Origin of the sequence: Exiguobacterium sp. s48 (assembly GCF_018617395.1) — a bacterium.
Classification (GTDB): domain Bacteria; phylum Bacillota; class Bacilli; order Exiguobacteriales; family Exiguobacteriaceae; genus Exiguobacterium.
The window spans coordinates 103,692-116,180 of record NZ_JACSKC010000001.1 but is presented as its reverse complement, the minus strand read 5'-3'; the positions used below and the strand labels follow the sequence as shown (position 1 = coordinate 116,180).

General features: G+C 48.0%; 16 protein-coding genes. 2 read left to right on the top strand and 14 right to left on the bottom strand.

Annotated elements, in window-relative coordinates:
* The first annotated feature begins 10 nt into the window (after positions 1-10).
* A complete protein-coding gene (locus tag KNO66_RS00600) occupies positions 11-559 on the top strand; it encodes a GrpB family protein (protein WP_214739457.1) in 549 nt (182 codons plus the stop codon).
* Between the two features lie 42 nt (positions 560-601).
* On the opposite strand, the gene KNO66_RS00595 is transcribed toward KNO66_RS00600, so the two are convergent.
* The 11 genes from KNO66_RS00595 to KNO66_RS00545 all read right to left on the bottom strand — a co-directional run bounded on the left by KNO66_RS00595 (position 602) and on the right by KNO66_RS00545 (position 7,352).
* Positions 602-1,327: a class I SAM-dependent DNA methyltransferase gene (locus tag KNO66_RS00595; RefSeq protein WP_214739455.1), complete on the bottom strand. Its 726-nt coding sequence runs from the start codon at positions 1,325-1,327 to the stop codon at positions 602-604.
* Positions 1,327-1,674, bottom strand: coding sequence for a ribosome silencing factor (gene rsfS, locus KNO66_RS00590; protein ID WP_214739453.1), 348 nt, complete (start codon positions 1,672-1,674; stop codon positions 1,327-1,329). The genes KNO66_RS00595 and rsfS overlap by 1 nt, the downstream gene beginning before the upstream one ends.
* A 10-nt stretch (positions 1,675-1,684) precedes the next feature.
* The gene (gene yqeK, locus KNO66_RS00585; protein WP_214739451.1) at positions 1,685-2,242 is read right to left on the bottom strand and encodes a bis(5'-nucleosyl)-tetraphosphatase (symmetrical) YqeK; all 558 of its coding nucleotides are present in this window, start codon (positions 2,240-2,242) and stop codon (positions 1,685-1,687) included.
* Entirely contained in the window at positions 2,232-2,801 is a 570-nt protein-coding gene (locus tag KNO66_RS00580) for a nicotinate-nucleotide adenylyltransferase (RefSeq protein ID WP_214739449.1), read from the bottom strand. The genes yqeK and KNO66_RS00580 overlap by 11 nt, the downstream gene beginning before the upstream one ends.
* Complete coding sequence (yhbY, locus tag KNO66_RS00575; protein WP_214739447.1) at positions 2,798-3,094, bottom strand: ribosome assembly RNA-binding protein YhbY; 297 nt, start codon at positions 3,092-3,094, stop codon at positions 2,798-2,800. Before yhbY ends, KNO66_RS00580 begins: the two co-directional genes overlap by 4 nt.
* A gap of 6 nt (positions 3,095-3,100) precedes the next feature.
* Positions 3,101-3,886, bottom strand: coding sequence for a shikimate dehydrogenase (aroE, locus tag KNO66_RS00570; RefSeq protein ID WP_214739445.1), 786 nt, complete (start codon positions 3,884-3,886; stop codon positions 3,101-3,103).
* Complete coding sequence (yqeH, locus tag KNO66_RS00565; RefSeq protein WP_214739443.1) at positions 3,883-4,995, bottom strand: ribosome biogenesis GTPase YqeH; 1,113 nt, start codon at positions 4,993-4,995, stop codon at positions 3,883-3,885. The genes aroE and yqeH overlap by 4 nt, the downstream gene beginning before the upstream one ends.
* 133 nt (positions 4,996-5,128) lie before the next feature.
* Positions 5,129-5,755 carry a YqeG family HAD IIIA-type phosphatase gene (locus tag KNO66_RS00560; RefSeq protein ID WP_214739441.1) on the bottom strand — a complete coding sequence of 209 codons (627 nt, stop codon included), beginning with the start codon at positions 5,753-5,755 and terminating at the stop codon, positions 5,129-5,131.
* A 125-nt stretch (positions 5,756-5,880) separates the two neighbouring features.
* Positions 5,881-6,660, bottom strand: coding sequence for a phosphatidylserine decarboxylase (locus KNO66_RS00555; protein WP_214739439.1), 780 nt, complete (start codon positions 6,658-6,660; stop codon positions 5,881-5,883).
* Positions 6,657-7,082 carry a thioredoxin family protein gene (locus tag KNO66_RS00550; protein ID WP_214739438.1) on the bottom strand — a complete coding sequence of 142 codons (426 nt, stop codon included), beginning with the start codon at positions 7,080-7,082 and terminating at the stop codon, positions 6,657-6,659. The genes KNO66_RS00555 and KNO66_RS00550 overlap by 4 nt, the downstream gene beginning before the upstream one ends.
* Positions 7,083-7,157: 75 nt before the next feature.
* Complete coding sequence (locus tag KNO66_RS00545; protein WP_214739436.1) at positions 7,158-7,352, bottom strand: YjzD family protein; 195 nt, start codon at positions 7,350-7,352, stop codon at positions 7,158-7,160.
* 162 nt (positions 7,353-7,514) lie between these two features.
* Between KNO66_RS00545 and KNO66_RS00540 the strand changes: the two genes are divergently transcribed.
* Positions 7,515-8,327 carry a Cof-type HAD-IIB family hydrolase gene (locus tag KNO66_RS00540; RefSeq protein WP_214739434.1) on the top strand — a complete coding sequence of 271 codons (813 nt, stop codon included), beginning with the start codon at positions 7,515-7,517 and terminating at the stop codon, positions 8,325-8,327.
* 155 nt (positions 8,328-8,482) lie between these two features.
* Here the strand turns inward: KNO66_RS00540 and KNO66_RS00535 are convergent, their stop codons facing one another.
* From KNO66_RS00535 to KNO66_RS00525, 3 genes are all read right to left on the bottom strand, one after another.
* Positions 8,483-9,331, bottom strand: a complete 849-nt coding sequence (locus KNO66_RS00535; protein WP_214739432.1) for a YitT family protein — start codon at positions 9,329-9,331, stop codon at positions 8,483-8,485.
* A gap of 146 nt (positions 9,332-9,477) precedes the next feature.
* Positions 9,478-11,775, bottom strand: coding sequence for a glycoside hydrolase family 65 protein (locus KNO66_RS00530; RefSeq protein WP_214739430.1), 2,298 nt, complete (start codon positions 11,773-11,775; stop codon positions 9,478-9,480).
* A 208-nt stretch (positions 11,776-11,983) separates the two neighbouring features.
* Positions 11,984-12,403 (bottom strand): YflT domain-containing protein, encoded by a 420-nt coding sequence (locus KNO66_RS00525; RefSeq protein ID WP_214739427.1) that lies wholly within the window; start codon positions 12,401-12,403, stop codon positions 11,984-11,986.
* Between the last annotated feature and the right edge of the window lie 86 nt (positions 12,404-12,489).

Genomic DNA, 12,489 nt, shown 5'->3' with positions numbered 1-12,489 from the left:
AATCAAACTCATGAAAGAAGAGAATCCTGATCACTTAACGATTCCTATTTGGGCATATGAGGCGATTGAAATAGAAGATGCAAATATGCAATGGGAAGCATATGGTCTACGTGAAACAAGAGAGTTGTCTGACGTACTTTCAAAATTTGATATTAAGGGAGCAGAACATATAGGTAGCACAGCGGTTCCCGGTCTACCTGCAAAACCCATTATTGATGTGATGATTCGAATCGAATCGTTTGTAAATATGAATGCGATTGTTGATACTTTAACCGCATATGGTTGGCACTATGTACCACCTGAATTGGATGGAAAGCCCTGGCGCAGATTTTTTGTGAAAGTGAAAGATGATAAACGAGTTGCTCATTTGCATCTCATGAAAGGCACAGAAAAACGGTGGGAAGAACAGATTGAATTTCGAGACAAGCTACGGGAATCTCCTTTACTCGCGAAGGAATACGGGCTTCTAAAAAAGCAGTTAGCGACTGAATTTCGTGAGGACAGAGAAAAATATACTGAAGCCAAAGCTGAATTTATAAATCGAGTATTAAACTTCTGATACAGATGAAGACCCCATCGCTAATCTACGATGGGGTCTTCCTTATTTTTGGGCAACGAAGAAGATGCGTTCGGCATCCGCTCCCGGTGCATGTTCAGTGAAATCAGAAGTGACCGATTTGACGTGGAACCCGGCACCAATCAACCATTGCATGTACTGGCCAGGTTCATACGTCCGTTGTTCATGTGTCTCCTCGATCCGTTCGTACGTTCCGTCTTCAAGCGCGACGAAGAACGTCAAATCGTGAACGACTGAGAGTGGTGCCTCTCCCGGATCGGCAAACCAAATATACGAGCAGTCTTCCCCGTTTGACGCGTACGTCTTTTGGTTGAAGAGCGTCTGCATCTTGTTCGGAGCGTGAACATCAAAGATGAATAGCCCGCCCGGTTTGAGTTGATTGTAGACAGATTCAAACGTGTCGATCACATCTGCCTCATCTTGTAGATAGCAAAGTGAATCGCAGAGGATTGTCACCGCATCGACCGGTTCCGGCAGCTCTAGTTCACGCATATCCTGTTCCCAAAGTGGCAACTCGATTTCGGCTTCGAGTGCCTTTTCTTGTGCGACTTCGAGCATCGACTCCGATAAGTCGATCCCCATGACGTCGTAATGTTCGGCGAGGCGAATCGTTGCTGATCCTGTTCCACATCCGACATCCGCGAGTGTCGCGCCATCTTGGACGTGACGACGCACGAAAGCGACCCACTCATCATACGGCGCGTCTTTCATCAACTCGTCGTATACATAGGCGAATCCTTCGTATGCCATTAGCCGACTTCCACTTCGACGTGCGGCGCGTCAGCCCACAATTTCTCTAAGTTGTAGTAATCACGGTCGTCGCGATGGAAAATGTGAACGACGACGTTCTCAAGGTCAGCGAGGACCCAACGTGCCGTATCCATTCCTTCGAATTTGTGGAGCGGTAAGTTGTTCTCGCCAGCCACATCTTTGATTTCACGTGCGATCGCTTCGACTTGTTTCTCTGAGTTCCCGTGACAGATGACGAAGTAGTCCGCAATCGGTGAGATTCCTTCCATGTCGAGTACGACGATTTCCTCGGCACGTTTATCGTCAGCCGCTTTTACAATCAATTCTAATTCTTCTCTTGCAGTCATATTGACCCTCCTAAGGTGTATTCACAAAATCATTATACGTTTCAATTGTCAGTGGAAAAATGCGCACCGACTTCTTCAATAAAAATTCAATCGTTTGCTTCAGTGTCGCCACAACCGCCCCTTCGAGCGAATGCGCTGCCTCTACCCGCAGGCGATCAACCCCTGGATAATCCCGATTCGGTTCGATGGCATCAGCTACGAACAAGATTTGGTCAAGACGAGACATCCCAGGCTCTCCTGTCGTATGATTTCGAATTGCAGAAAGCACGGCCTCGTCAAGGTCATATTGACGAGCCAGTAAAATCGCACCGACCGGCGCATGCAACAATTCGTCCCCATATTCGAGAAGATTGGAATCAAGTCCCTCTTCAATGACGACTTGACGCATTTCTTCGACGTCAAAATACTTCGCATAATCATGAAGCATCGCTGCTAGACGAGCCTCTTCCACGTTCGCGCCGTACTGAACCGCCAATCGCTCCGCCGTCTCGACGACACCGAGTGTGTGGATATAGCGTTTTTCCGGTAGCGTCTGTTTAATCAAATCGTGCGCTTCTTCAAACGTCATACAACTTCTGCTCCTTCACATACGTCTCGACTGGCGTCGGGACCAAATATTTGATGGATTTGCCTCGCTTCGCCCGCTCACGGATATCCGTCGATGAGATTTCAAGTTGTGGCATATCAATTGTACGAACGTCCGCCTTCTCCGGAATCAAATAACGGGACCCCGGGCGAGCGACCGCACCGAACGTGACGAGTTGAATGAGTGTCTCATAATCATGCCACGATTCGAGTGACACGAGCGAATCTGCGCCAATCAAAAAGTAGAACTCATCATTCGGATACTGTTCAATCAGCCGCTTCATCGTCTCGACCGTATAGGACGGCTCACTCCGTTCAAATTCAATCAAGTTCAACTTGAAGTCGGACTGATGTTGGATGGCGCGTCGCGTCATCTCGATTCGATGTTCCGCAGAACTGAATCCGACCTTATGTGGCGGAATCGCAGCCGGCAAGAACCACACCTCATCGAGTGCAAGCTGTTCACGCGCTTGTTCCGCGATTAACAGATGTCCGAGATGTGGCGGGTCGAACGTTCCACCCATCAAGCCGATCCGGCTCATGGGAGTTTGATTTGGCGATTTTCTTTCTCTGTCGCCTCTTTGTATAAGACGATAACTTTCCCGATAACTTGAACGACTTCAGCCTGTGTACCTTCTGACAATTCACCGGCTACATCTTTTGGTGTATCCATGCAGTTTTGAAGCACTTGAACTTTGATCAATTCACGTTTCTCGAGTGCATCGGCGATATCTTTACACATCGCTTCACTGACCCCATTTTTCCCGACTTGATAAATCGGTGAGAGATGGTGTGCTTCGGCACGTAAAAAGCGTTTTTGTTTACCTGATAACATAGTATATTATTCCTCCAATAATCCTTCGATTAACTTTTTTCCAATGGTTTCGTCCGGTTTTACGCCCGTCCATTTCTCGAACGAGAGCGCGCCTTGCCCGACGAACATGGCGACCCCTGTCACAATTTTCGCCCCGCGACGTTTCGCTTCTTGAAGCATCGGGGTGACAAGTGGACGATATATGATATCACAAACGACCGTGTTTTGTCGTAATCCTTCTAATGAAAGTGGTGTCGATCTCTCGTCCATCCCGACAGAAGTCGTCTGAATGATGACCTCATACTGCGAGATGTCGATCTCATCGAAGGTCGTATGGGCGATTCCGAACGTATCGGCGAGCACTTTTGCCCGTTCGACAGTTCGATTGACAATCGTCACGTTACGTGTCGGAAGAGCTTGTACAATCCCACGTGCCGCACCACCTGCACCGACAATCAGAACACGTCCTGTGAAGTCTGTGAGTGGCAACAATGCTTGGACAAGGCCGGCACCGTCCGTGTTCGTCCCGATGAGTCGTCCGTCTCGTTTATACACGGTGTTGACGGCACCAGCTAGCTTTGCTGCCTCGTCAAGTTCGTCGACGTATTGAACGACCGCTTCTTTATAGGGAATCGTGACGTTGAATCCATCCCAGTCCCCGCCTCGCATCGCTGCAAATAAATCAGGGAGTTCATCCAAGGTGGCATCAATCGCCTCATAACGCCCGAAAAGCCCAGACGCCCTCAACCACTGCTCGTGCAGCTGGGGTGAGAGCGAATGAGCAATCGGGTGACCGATGACGGCCAGATTCATACGAGCGCCTCGCGAAGTGTGACCGCGACGCCTTTTGGAGCCCATGCCGCGATGCGACCACCTTTTCCGTGAATGGCGACCCAACCGAGACCGCTGAACACGATATCCGTTTTCACGCCGTCCCGCAAGCTGAACTCATGACGGACGAGTGGCGGTAAGATTTCCATTGTCTTTTCGTTCGGTGGGTTGAGCATCTTCCCAATATGTTGGTCATAGAGCTCATCCGCACGTTCGAGTTTCGTTCGGTGCGCTTTCAACTCGTTCGACATATAGATGACGAATGAACGCTTATTTCCTTCAAGATAATCCAAACGTGCCAACCCGCCGAAATAGAGCGTCTGTTGCGGGTTCAATTGGAACACGTGAGGTTTGATTTCTTTCTTCGGTGTGATCGTCTTCAAATCTTTCGCATCGACATAGTGTGCCATTTGATGACGGTTGATGATCCCCGGTGTATCATACAGGTTCGCATCATCGTCGAGCGGGATGTCGATCAAGTCAAGCGTCGTTCCCGGGAAATGACTGACGGTGATGATGGCTTCATCCTCTTCACCGAAACGTTTGATCACCTGATTGATGAGTGTCGACTTCCCGACATTCGTACAACCGACGACGAAGACGTCTTTGCCTTTCCGGTAATACTCAATTTTTTCAGCAAGTTCATCGATACCGTGTCCTTTTTTCGCACTGATCAAATGAACATCGATCGGATTCAATCCGAGTTCTTTTGCCTCTGCCTTCATCCAGTTCGCCATCCGGTTCGGGTTGACGGACTTCGGTAACAAGTCGACCTTGTTTCCGACTAACAGTACCGGGTTTGAACCGACTGAGCGTTGAAGTCCAGGGAGCCAACTGCCATTGAAGTCGAAAATGTCGACAATCTTGATGACGAGTGCCTCTTTTGAACTGATACCATTCAAGATGCGCAAGAAGTCATCATCTGATAACTCCACGTCTTGAACTTGGTTGTAATGCTTCAACTTGAAGCAACGTTGGCAAATGACAATTTCACGGTCAAGTGCCGATTTCGGTGCATAGCCGACCCCGTTCGGGTCTTCCGTTTGGATGGCCACGCCGCACCCAGCGCAATATCGTTTGGTTTCTTCCATAGTTATACTTACTGCCGTTTAGGTTTCCCCTTCTTCATTCGCCGTAGCACCTCGCTGCTACTCCTGAAGCGTTAATTCCGACGCCTTGGTCGCCGTACATGGGCAGCCTCCTTCTTCCTGTGCGTTCGAGGTCTTATTCATCTTTTTTATGTGAATCTTCGGAACGTGGATGAATGGCCTCACCAATTTTCTCGGCGACCGCGACTTTTGCACGCTGTGCGTCGACGGCGAGTTCTTCCACTTTTTTCGTAATCAATACATACTTCCCGCGACGTTTCATATGGGCGAAAACGACCTTTTCAAGCATCCGATTGAATTTTGTGACCAGACCGTCCGTTTTGACGACCGGTTGGACATGGATGACATGAATGCCTGCCATGTTGGCGCCGAGCACGTCTGTGAACAGCTGATCTCCCAAAAAGATGGCTTCTTTCGGTGAATAGCCATATTTCGAGAGTGCTTCTTTAAATCCGGCTGGCAAAGGCTTTCTCGCACGAGCGACATAATGAAGGCCGAGCGGCTCCGTAAACGTTCGTACACGATTCTCATTATTATTTGATACGACAATCACATCGAAACCGTATGATTTCACTTTTTCAAGCCACATCAATAAAAGCTCTGGTGCATGAGGGACATCCCATGCCACGAGTGTATTATCGAGGTCTGTCATAATGACGCGTACCCCACGGTCTTTCAATTCTTCTAAGTCGATGTCAAACACAGATGCGACGAACTGCTTCGGATAAAGTCGATTAAACACGTAAAATTCCTCCAATTAGCTAAACGATTCAACTACTTATACAAGTATTGATATCCCTTCTATGGTAAACGAAAACCGACCAAACGACTAGTGTATCGTTCGGTCGGAAGAAAATTGATGCAAAATTAGTTGGTTTTGATCGTCCCGATGACGTCACCGAGCCGAACCGGACCCATTTTTTGATGGTCCATTTGAATCGTATCTTTCTCAAAACAAAGGACGACGGTCGAGCCGAATGAGAAGTATCCGACTTCCTGTCCTTTATTCGCCTGCTCTCCTTCGAGCGTCCACTCAATCGTGTTGACGTTAAGGGCCCCGACCATGATATGCTCATACGTCCCAGCTGGACTGTCAAAGCGAGTCACACGACGATAGTTACGAGATAGTGGGCGCACTGTCTCTGTCAATCCGATCTCATTCACCGGTGCCGAACGGTCCCCGAGCTCATAGTGGCTAAGGACGCGACCCGAGAGTGGTGTATGGACGCGGTGATAATCACGTGGACTGAGATAGAGCACGACGACCGTACCACCTGCGTAACGTCTCGCCTCTTGTTGTGAACCGAGCAATTCCGCGAGCGTGTAAGATTGGCCTTTCACTTCGAAGCGACTGTCTTCCGAAATCGCCTCGATGACTGACAGCTTCCCGTCACACGGGGAGACAAGGGTATCGGCTGATTCATCAATCGTACGTGCCCCCGTCTTCAAATGACGGGTAAAAAATGCGTGAAGTGAAGGATACGCTTGTAAAGGTTGGTCTGCTTCATCGACAGCGATGTCATACACTTTTGCGAACGATGGAATCAAGTGGCGACTTGCGCCTGACTCTGCGAAACGCTTGAGGCGAGTGGCAATCCAAGGTGAGGCGTTCAGCTCAAATAACATTTGGTAGAAACGACGCTTCATTCCTCTTTTGCCTCCTCATTCTTAAAGAACGTCTCATATTGTTGTTCAGAGACTGCCCCTTCAATGCGACCGACTTCTTTTCCATCTTCAAAACGAATAAGAGTCGGTGTTCCTTGAATGCCATATGTTTCCCAGACGTTATGGTCGGCCAAGTTGATCGATACCGCGTCATACTCTTCAATCATCGGTTCAACATATGGTTTTACTTGCTCACAATATTCACAGCCAGTTTGCCAGAAATAGGCGACGACCTCGCCATCTTGATCTAACTGTTGTTGCAATTCCTCTGCAGTGACGGCGTTGACACCATCATCTGTATTATTATTACCATTTAGAACGAATAATAAAGCGATTCCGATGACGATAATTGCACCAATGATGGCGAACGTGATAAAGTTCGCGCGTTTTTCAGGATTTTTCATATGTGATGCCCTCCTCTAAAATCGATATAAGAAAAAAGACTGACTCATGCGCGAGTCAGTTTGATTGTAGACGGCTTACTTCTCTTGTGCAACGTCGCTGATTCCCATGTCTTGATTCATGACATCGAGAAGTGCAACGAAGATTGTGATGATCACGCCAAAACCAGTTGCGATCATCGCGTTGTATTCTACTCCATCTACAGCAGAAATGATAAATACCGCTGTATTCGAGAGCAAAATCGCCCAGAACAATGTGACTACATAACGCATTGTACGTCCCCTCCATCTCACAGATGATTCGTAAAAATTCATACGACATTAGTATAGCATTGTTCGACAGGAAAGTGCGACATCGATTGTATTTTCTTTCCGTCAAATCAAAAAATGTGGTACGGTCGTAGAAACATCATTGTGAAGAAAAGAGGATGACTGATGTCACGTTATTTAATCGCAGTTGATTTAGATGGAACGTTATTACAAGATGATAAAACAATTAGCGAGCGCAACTTCCGCGCTCTTCAATCGGCTCGTGAAGCCGGTCATGAGGTCATGATTGCGACAGGGCGACCGAAACGTCACTCCATCATGTATTATGAACAACTCGGCCTGACGACGCCACTCGTCAATTTCAACGGTGCCCTCGTGCATCACCCGAAAGATTCGAGTTATGCGGTCACACACCGACCGATCCCACTCAAGACCGCTCACGATATCATTGAGGAAGTTGCGGATACGAAAGCACACAACATCGTCGTGGAAGTAACCGACCATGTCTACTTCCAAAAAGACCCGCAAGAATTTTATAGTCCCTATGCGGAGCGGGCGCTCAGTGTCACATCCGGCAACCTGTTGAAGCATCTTCAAGATGAACCGACTTCACTTTTGATTCACGCGACGAAAGACCATGTTGCATCTGTTCGTTCACAGCTCGACCACCTACATGCAGAGGCTGTCTTGAATCGTCAGTGGCGCATGCCGGAGCATATGATCGAAGTCATGAGTAAAAACACATCAAAAGCACTCGGATTGAAAGAAGTCTCGAAGTATTTGAATATCGATCGGAAACACATCATCGCCTTCGGTGACGAGGAGAATGACCTCGAGATGCTCGACTATGTCGGGACCGGTGTCGCGATGGGGAATGCCATCGACCAACTGAAAAGCGTCGCCAACGAAGTGACGGCTTCGAACATGGATGATGGGATTGCCCTCTTCCTAGAAGAGAGACTTGGCATCAAGGCATAACGAAAGCACCGACTAGAACTGAACCATTATCAAACAGAGGCTATTCTTCCTGATTAGGATGAATAGCCTCTGTTTTTGTATTCATGCATCCTCCCCAAACCGTCTTATGTCATACATATATAATAACCCCTACTGCTTGCACAGTAGGGGTTAATTTAGCGACGGAACGTTCCTTCGACGTCCTCTGTCGGCAAGATATTGATCCAAACGGATGGGTCCGCATCTTTACAAATGCGCGTGATTTCACGCACCTCGTGTCGTTGGGCGACCATCATGAGCGTCGCTTTCTCGACTTTCGAGTATGTCCCGATCGCCGGCATGAGCGTGATACCACGGAACACGTGCTGATGAAGTTCTTTCGTCACCTCATCCGGGTGATTCGTTACGATAAAGAGCGTTTGACGCTGTGTATTTGTATATATCTCGTCGATCACTTTTGACGTCACATATAAGAAAACGATCGTGTAGAGCGCTGTCGGCCACCCGAACAAGGCGCCTGCAGCTAGGGCAATCATCATGTTCATCAAGAAGAGATAGACCCCGACCGAGTTGTTCGTGAATTTCGCCAAAATCAATGCGACGATGTCAAAGCCACCTGTCGAGGCTCCGTATCGAATCGTAATCCCTGAACCGATTGCCAAAAGCACACCGCCGAAGACGGCGTTTAAGAGCGGGTCGTCCGAGAGGAGCTGCGATTGCGGAAGCAAACGAATGAACAAGGTGACCGAGGCGACACTGACAAGCGTGTGAATCATCATATTCCGCCCGAGCATAAAGTAACTGACGACGAGTAACGGTGCGTTCAGAATAAAGAACCAGAGCCCTTCCCCTAGTTCAAACGGTGTACCGGCCAGTAGTGCTGTCAAGATTTGGGCAAGGCCCGTAAATCCTGTCGAATAGACGCCGGCTGGAATTAAAAATAATGTCATGGATAAGGCAACGAACAATCCTCCGATGATCGAGACAACCCCGATTCGTGTATGTTCTTTAACGGCTTCCGTCAAGCTTCAACTCCCCTTTCTCAAAATAGCTAAGAATCAAGATAACATAGATTATTCATGCTGCATACAGCAAATATGCAGGAAACCCGATAAGTTTTTCATACAAAAACAAGCCGACCGAAGTCGACTTGTTCATATGAAGCGAATGGTCACGCTTTCACTGCTTCGATTGTAATCGAGTCATCTGCAGGAACCGTTACTGCATTTCCATACACGTGAATCGTTACGTCTGTACCACCTGTTTGCTTGATTGTCACTTGTTCACGCGATGATGTGACCGTCAAGTGATGGCCACGCCAGAGCATATTGAACGAGTAGCCGTTCCAATCCTTCGGAGTCATCGGGCTGAACGAGAGCGTATCTTCTTGAATCCGCATTCCCGCAAAACCATGAACGATGGACATCCATGAACCGACCATCGATGTGATGTGCAAGCCGTCTTCCGTGTCATTGTTATAGTTATCGAGGTCAAGACGCGCGGAACGTTGATACAATTCGACCGCTTTGTCCTCATAACCGACTTCTGCCGCAATGATCGAGTAGACGCATGGTGACAAGCTTGACTCATGAACCGTGCGTGGCTCATAGAAGTCAAAGTTTGCACGTTTCTGTTCGACCGTGAAGCGGTCACCGAACGTATAGAGTCCTTGGAGGACGTCTGCTTGTTTAATGAAGTTCGAACGAAGGATGCGATCCCATGACCAGTTTTGGTTGAGTGGAAGATGTTTTGGATCGAGGTCCTTCACCAAAATCTGCTCTTTATCCATGAATCCGTCCTGTTGCATGAAGACATTTGGAACGAGATCGTCTTTCGGATAGTACATCTTCGTTTGAATGTCTGCCCATTTCGCGAGTTCAGCATCCGTGATACCGAGTGTCGACACGAGTTCTTCGAGACGTGCAGGTTCTGCTTCTTTCAAGTAGTTGTACACTTCTTGCGTATACTCGAGTGTCCACGCGGCGATCAAGTTCGTGTACCAGTTGTTGTTGACGTTGTTGTCGTATTCGTTCGGACCTGTGACGCCTAGGATCATATACACGTCTTTGTGCGGGACAAAATTGACGCGGCTAGCCCAGTAACGCGAGATCTCGACCAATACTTCCAATCCGTATTGTCCAAGGTACGACTTGTCACCCGTGAAGTTTGCATAGTTAAAGATCGCATGAGCAATCGCACCGTTACGGTGAATCTCTTCATGTGTGATTTCCCACTCGTTATGGCACTCTTCCCCGTTCATCGTGACCATTGGATAAAGCGCACCTTCCATGCCGACATTCTTCACGGCATTCTCTTTCGCTTGTGGCAATTGGTTATGACGGTACTTGAGTAAGTTCCATGAGACTTCTGGTTTCGCTGTCGCTAAATAGAAGTGGAGGCAGTAGGCTTCTGTATCCCAATACGTCGCACCGCCGTACTTCTCGCCTGTGAATCCTTTTGGACCGATGTTAAGACGTGAATCTTCACCCGTATACGTCTGATACATGTTGAAGATGTTGAAACGGATCCCTTGTTGCGCTTCGATATCTCCATCGATCCGAACGTCCGCATCTTCCCAACGTGCGAGCCATGCTTCCGTCTGTTCCGCAAGAAGTGTCTCAAAACCTTTTTCGAATGCCGCTTCGACACGTTTCATTCCTGCAGATTGAAGATCCTCAATCTCATGGTCGCGGTTTGTCACGACCGATACATATTTATAGGCAGTCGCCGTCTCACCGGCAGCCACGTTGACTGTGAATGTATTGGCCACGAACAAGTCTGTCGATTCAAGCACTTCGCAACGTGCGCCCTCAACGTCCGCAATCATCGATGCCGTGACATGCCAGTCGAGTTTTTTCGTTTTCGTCGTGACGAAACCAAAACGCTCTTCCACACCACGGTCGACCGGTAACCAGAACTTCTCATCGTAGTTCGAGTCTTCGTTTTCGACATCGCCGTCTAGGTATGGAGTGAACTCGATTTTCGCTTCATAGTTAATCGGTGTCACGTTATAACGGATTGCCAAGATTTCTTTATCCACGATTGAGAAGAATCGGACGACTTCAACATTCGTTTCTTCTGTTCCGTTCATCAAGGTGAACGTTCGTGTGAGAACACCACGTTGCATGTCGAGCTCACGCGTGAAGTCCTTCACTTCCCATTTCGCCAAGTCGACCGGCGTACCATTGATCGCCACGCGGAGACCGATGACGTTTGTCGCATTCAATACTTTGGCAAAGTATTCAGGGTATCCATTCTTCCACCAACCGACACGTGTTTTGTCCGGATAGTAGACACCCGCCACGTAGAATCCTTGGTGCGTATCATTCGAGTAATCTTCCTCAAAGTTTCCTCGCATCCCCATATGCCCATTTCCGAGCGATGTAAGTGATTCTGCTAGACGGTTCTCCTTCGGGTGAAGACCTTCTTCTGTTACTTTCCATTCATCGACTGCAAACAATCGTTTCATCTGTCTGCCACTCCTTTTTCTCTACAAGGCTACCTTCGACGGACAATCAGTCCATGCAACCGTTTGTCTATGAAAGCGCTGTATTTAATCTCACTTTTCATTTTACACGACTGATACAATAATGCAATCGTTTGCATAAAACTTTTTCTTTCTTTTTTTCGTCACATTTTACAATCAAAAAAACCACCTCTAATTGAGACGGTTTCAATCAATCTTTCTGTTCATTTTCCTGATTCTCACCAAATGCCGCATTCGCTTCGTGTCCCTCGAATACTGCACTTCGCCCATCATTGAACCCCGTGTCCGGTTCGTCGATGACGAGGGCGTATCCCCCCTGCTTGATGTCAGAATGCGCCTGTTCGATTTCGTCGTCTGCAATCCCTAAATCGGTGAGCGCCTGTTTCGTATCCCGATCCTCGCTTCCCCCTCCGTTGAGGTTGTCTAGCCAGGATGTGTCACCTTCTTCTACGTTTAGGTCCGTCTCTCGTTTAAGGACATGAACGGCTTCATCCCGCTCCGTCAGGACAAATAGTTCCCCTTCATCATAGCCGTTTTCTTTCAGCTCATTAATTTTTGACAATAGGCTTTCTTTCGTATCGAATGTCCCGACAAATCGTCTTTCACTCATCTCTATCCATCCTTTCGATTTCGATTCCTTCGTGAAAGAAATTCCCTACATCAGACGGCTTCAATCAAACGGATATGCAAAAGACG

What these genes read in the sequence shown, in the direction of transcription:
- KNO66_RS00545 (WP_214739436.1), bottom strand. Translation starts at nt 7,352, where the DNA reads ATGCGTTATGTAGTCACATTGTTCTGGGCGATTTTGCTCTCGAATACA.
- KNO66_RS00580 (WP_214739449.1), bottom strand. Translation starts at nt 2,801, where the DNA reads ATGAGCCGGATCGGCTTGATGGGTGGAACGTTCGACCCGCCACATCTC.
- KNO66_RS00530 (WP_214739430.1), bottom strand. Translation starts at nt 11,775, where the DNA reads ATGAAACGATTGTTTGCAGTCGATGAATGGAAAGTAACAGAAGAAGGT.
- KNO66_RS00600 (WP_214739457.1), top strand. Translation starts at nt 11, where the DNA reads ATGAAAGAAGAGAATCCTGATCACTTAACGATTCCTATTTGGGCATAT.
- yqeK (WP_214739451.1), bottom strand. Translation starts at nt 2,242, where the DNA reads ATGACGTTTGAAGAAGCGCACGATTTGATTAAACAGACGCTACCGGAA.
- aroE (WP_214739445.1), bottom strand. Translation starts at nt 3,886, where the DNA reads ATGAATCTGGCCGTCATCGGTCACCCGATTGCTCATTCGCTCTCACCC.
- KNO66_RS00555 (WP_214739439.1), bottom strand. Translation starts at nt 6,660, where the DNA reads ATGAAGCGTCGTTTCTACCAAATGTTATTTGAGCTGAACGCCTCACCT.
- yqeH (WP_214739443.1), bottom strand. Translation starts at nt 4,995, where the DNA reads ATGGAAGAAACCAAACGATATTGCGCTGGGTGCGGCGTGGCCATCCAA.
- KNO66_RS00550 (WP_214739438.1), bottom strand. Translation starts at nt 7,082, where the DNA reads ATGAAAAATCCTGAAAAACGCGCGAACTTTATCACGTTCGCCATCATT.
- KNO66_RS00595 (WP_214739455.1), bottom strand. Translation starts at nt 1,327, where the DNA reads ATGGCATACGAAGGATTCGCCTATGTATACGACGAGTTGATGAAAGAC.
- yhbY (WP_214739447.1), bottom strand. Translation starts at nt 3,094, where the DNA reads ATGTTATCAGGTAAACAAAAACGCTTTTTACGTGCCGAAGCACACCAT.
- KNO66_RS00540 (WP_214739434.1), top strand. Translation starts at nt 7,515, where the DNA reads ATGTCACGTTATTTAATCGCAGTTGATTTAGATGGAACGTTATTACAA.
- rsfS (WP_214739453.1), bottom strand. Translation starts at nt 1,674, where the DNA reads ATGACTGCAAGAGAAGAATTAGAATTGATTGTAAAAGCGGCTGACGAT.
- KNO66_RS00525 (WP_214739427.1), bottom strand. Translation starts at nt 12,403, where the DNA reads ATGAGTGAAAGACGATTTGTCGGGACATTCGATACGAAAGAAAGCCTA.